Genomic DNA, 3,936 nt, shown 5'->3' with positions numbered 1-3,936 from the left:
CGGTGGTCTCCAACCTCACCGGCGGGCTGGCGGACTCGTACACGCCGGACTACTGGGTCCGTCACGTCCGTGAGGCGGTTCGTTTCGCCGACGGTGTGCAGACCCTGCACGAGCTGGGTGTGACGACGTTCGTGGAGGTCGGTCCCGGCGGTGTTCTGAGCGGGATGACGCAGAACTGCCTGGAGGCGGACGAGGTCGTCACCGTGCCCGTCCTGCGTGCCGACCGTCCCGAGCCGCCGGCGATCGTCACCGCTCTCGGTCAGCTCCACACCCACGGTGTCTCCCCGGACTGGCACGCCTTCTTCCCCCGCGGCCGGCGTGTCGACCTGCCGACGTATGCCTTCCAGCGCGAGCGCTACTGGCTCGATGCGCCGCAAGCAGCGGCCCTCGGCGCCCCGGGTGCCCTGGACGCCGAGTTCTGGGACATCGTCGAGAGCGAGGACCGCGAATCCCTCGGTGCACTCCTGGGGCTGCCGTCCGCCGAGCTCGACGTGGTCGCACCCAGGCTGTCCGACTGGCGTCGGCAGCGGCGCGAGCAGTCGACGGCCGACGGTTGGCGCTACCGGATCTCCTGGCAGCCGCTCGGTGACATCGGCGCCACCCCGTCGGGGACCTGGCTCTTCGCAGCACCCGAAGAGACCGAGTGGACGGCGGCGATGCGCACCGGGCTCACGGAGCTCGGCGTCGACCTCGTTCCGCTCGTCGTGCCCGAGGACACCGACCGCCAGTCGTTGACGCACCTGCTCGCGGAGGCCGGACAGGCGGCCGAGGGCATCGTGTTCGCCGCTGCAGGAGGGGGCGCGCTCCAGCGTCTCGTCCTGCTCGTCCAGGCTCTCGGCGACGCCGGGATCGAGGCCCCGCTGTGGTGCGTGACCAGCGGCGCGGTGTCGACCGGCACCTCGGACCCGCTCACCGACCCCGTCGCCGCACAGGTCTGGGGTCTGGGCAGGGTCGTCGCCCTGGAGCAGCCGCAGCGGTGGGGCGGGCTCGTCGACGTGCCCGCCGAACTCGACTCCCGTTCGACGGAGCGGCTGGCCGGTCTGCTGACCCAGGCAGACGAGGACCAGCTCGCCGTACGCGCCTCCGGTGTGTCGGGCCGCCGGCTGGTCCGTGCGCCGCAGAGCGCGGCAGCGGTCGACGCGCCGTGGGCGCCGCGCGGCACCGTGCTCGTGACCGGCGGCACGGGTGCGCTCGGCGGCCACGTGGCCCGCTGGCTCGCCACCGCCGGAGCCGAACACCTGCTGCTCACCAGCCGCCGCGGCCCCGACGCCCCGGGCGCCGCCGCACTCACGGCGGAGCTTGAGGAACTGGGCGCCCGCGTCACCGTCGCCGCCTGCGACGTGGCCGACCGGACCGCGCTCGCCGAACTGCTCGGCCGGCACACCGTGAACGCCGTGGTGCACACCGCGGGCGTACTCGACGACGGCCTGGTCGAATCGCTCACGCCCGAGCGGCTGAACCACGTGCTGCGCCCCAAGGTGGACGCAGCGCTCAACCTGCACGAGCTCACCCGGGACCGTCAGGACGACCTCGACGCCTTCGTGATGTTCTCGTCGATGACCGGTGTCTGGGGCAACGGCGGCCAGGGCGCGTACGGTGCCGCGAACGCCTTCCTCGACGCCCTCGCCGAGCAGCGACGGGCGAACGGCCTGACCGCCCTGGCCATCGCGTGGGGCTCGTGGGCCGACGGCGGCATGGCCGACGGCGCCGCCGGCGACCACCTGCGGCGGCGTGGCGTCCGGGCGATCGCCGCACCGCCCGCGATCGCCGTGCTGCACGGCGCGCTGACCCACGGCGAGACCTGCGTGACCGTCGCCGACGTGGACTGGGACCGCTTCGTCCCCGCCTTCGCCGGCACGCGTCCGTGCCCCCTGCTGCAGGGGGTTCCCGAGGCCCGCACGGCCCTCGAAGCGCTGGCCGAGGCGGCACGGAGCACGGCAGTGCCCGCGTCCGCACTGGTCACCCGCCTCATGGGCGGCACGCCGGGGGAGCAGGAGCGCATCCTGCTGGACCTGGTCCGTGAGCAGGCCGCCACCGTGCTCGGCCACACCGGCAAGGGGGCCTTCGACGCGGACCGGACGTTCCGCGAGACCGGATTCGACTCGCTCACCGCCGTCGAACTGCGCCACCGGCTCAATGCGGCCACCGGCCTCAAGCTGCCCACCACGCTGGTCTTCGACCACCCGACGCCCACCGCACTGGCCCGCCAGCTGCGCGAGGAACTCCTCGGCCGGCACGGGCTCGCAGCGGACGGCCCGCAGGGCTCGGGCCCCGTGGCCGTCACCGCAGTCCCGGCCGACGAGCCCATCGCGATCGTCGGCATGAGCTGCCGGTTCCCCGGCGGCGTCGAGTCGCCGGAGGAGCTGTGGGAGCTCCTGCGATCGGGCCGGGACGCGGTGTCCGGGTTCCCCACCGACCGCGGCTGGGACATCGACTCGCTCTACGACCCGGACCCCGACCGGCCCGGCAGGACGTACGCCCGCGAAGGGGGCTTCATCCAGGGCGCAGACCGCTTCGACGCCGCTCTCTTCGGGATCTCGCCGCGAGAAGCCCTGGCGATGGACCCGCAGCAGCGACTGCTGCTGGAGACCGCCTGGGAGGCGTTCGAGCGCGCCGGCATCGCCCCCGCGTCCGTACGCACCAGCCGTACCGGCGTCTTCATCGGTACGAACGGCCAGGACTACGCCAACGGACTGCGCAACGCACCCCGGGAAATCGAGAGCTACGCACTCACCGGCAAGGCGGCCTCGGTCGTCTCCGGCCGCATCTCCTACGCGTTCGGCCTTGAGGGCCCGGCCGTCACCGTGGACACGGCATGCTCGTCGTCCCTGGTGGCGCTGCACCTGGCCGCCCAGGCGCTGCGCAGCGGCGAGTGCACGATGGCCCTCGTCGGCGGTGTCACCGTGATGACCACGCCGGACATGTTCGTGGAGTTCAGCCGGCAGCGCGGGCTGTCGCCGGACGGCCGCTGCAAGGCGTTCGCGGCCGGGGCCGACGGCACCGGCTGGGGCGAAGGCGTCGGCCTGCTGCTCGTCGAGCGGCTGAGCGATGCCGAGCGCAACGGTCACCAGGTGCTGGCGGTCGTACGGGGTACCGCGGTGAACCAGGACGGTGCGTCGAACGGTCTGACGGCGCCGAACGGCCCGTCGCAGCAGCGGGTGATCCGCCAGGCCCTGGCGTCCGCCGGCCTCTCGCCGGCGGATGTGGACGCCGTCGAGGCGCACGGTACGGGCACGAAGCTGGGCGACCCCATCGAGGCCCAGGCCCTGCTCGCCACCTACGGCCAGGGCCGGACCGAGGAACAGCCGCTGTGGCTGGGGTCGGTCAAGTCCAACATCGGTCACACGCAGGCCGCCGCCGGTGTGGCGGGTGTGATCAAGATGGTCATGGCGATGCGCAACGGCCTGCTCCCGCAGACCCTGCACGTCGACGAGCCGACCGCGCACGTGGACTGGTCCACCGGCTCCGTGCGGCTGCTGACCGAGACGGTGGAGTGGCCCGCGGGCGACCTTCCGCGCCGGGCGGCGGTGTCCTCGTTCGGGATCAGCGGCACCAACGCCCACACGATCATTGAGGAGGCGCCCGCGGCCCCGGCCGTCGAGCCGGCCGGGGAACACGGCCCCGCGCCGGTGAGCGCGCCCGTGCCCGTGCCGTGGGTGCTGTCCGGAAAGACGGAGACGGCGTTGAGGGCACAGGCGGAGCGCCTGCTGTCCTTCGTGGACCGCGACGTGCCACTGGCCGACGCCGGATTCTCGACGGCGACGACGCGGTCGGTGCTGGAACACCGGGCTGCGGTGGTCGGCGCCGACCGGGACGAGCTCCGGGCGGGGCTGGCGGCTCTTGCCGCCGGCGAACCGGCCGCGAACGTCGTGGCCGGGCGGGCCCGCACCGCGGACAAGGTCGGTTTCCTGTTCTCGGGCCAGGGCTCGCAGCGGC

1 protein-coding gene is annotated in these 3,936 nt (G+C 73.7%); it reads left to right on the top strand.

All coding sequences use genetic code 11. The features are described 5' to 3' along the window. On the top strand, positions 1-3,936 hold a 3,936-nt coding region (locus LE181_RS31515; protein WP_225664999.1), incomplete at both ends, for an SDR family NAD(P)-dependent oxidoreductase.

The sequence above is a fragment of the Streptomyces sichuanensis genome, assembly GCF_020328095.1.
GTDB lineage: Bacteria > Actinomycetota > Actinomycetes > Streptomycetales > Streptomycetaceae > Streptomyces > Streptomyces cinnamoneus.
The sequence above is the reverse complement of the archived record's forward strand: the minus strand, read 5'-3'. Positions and strand labels throughout refer to the sequence as shown.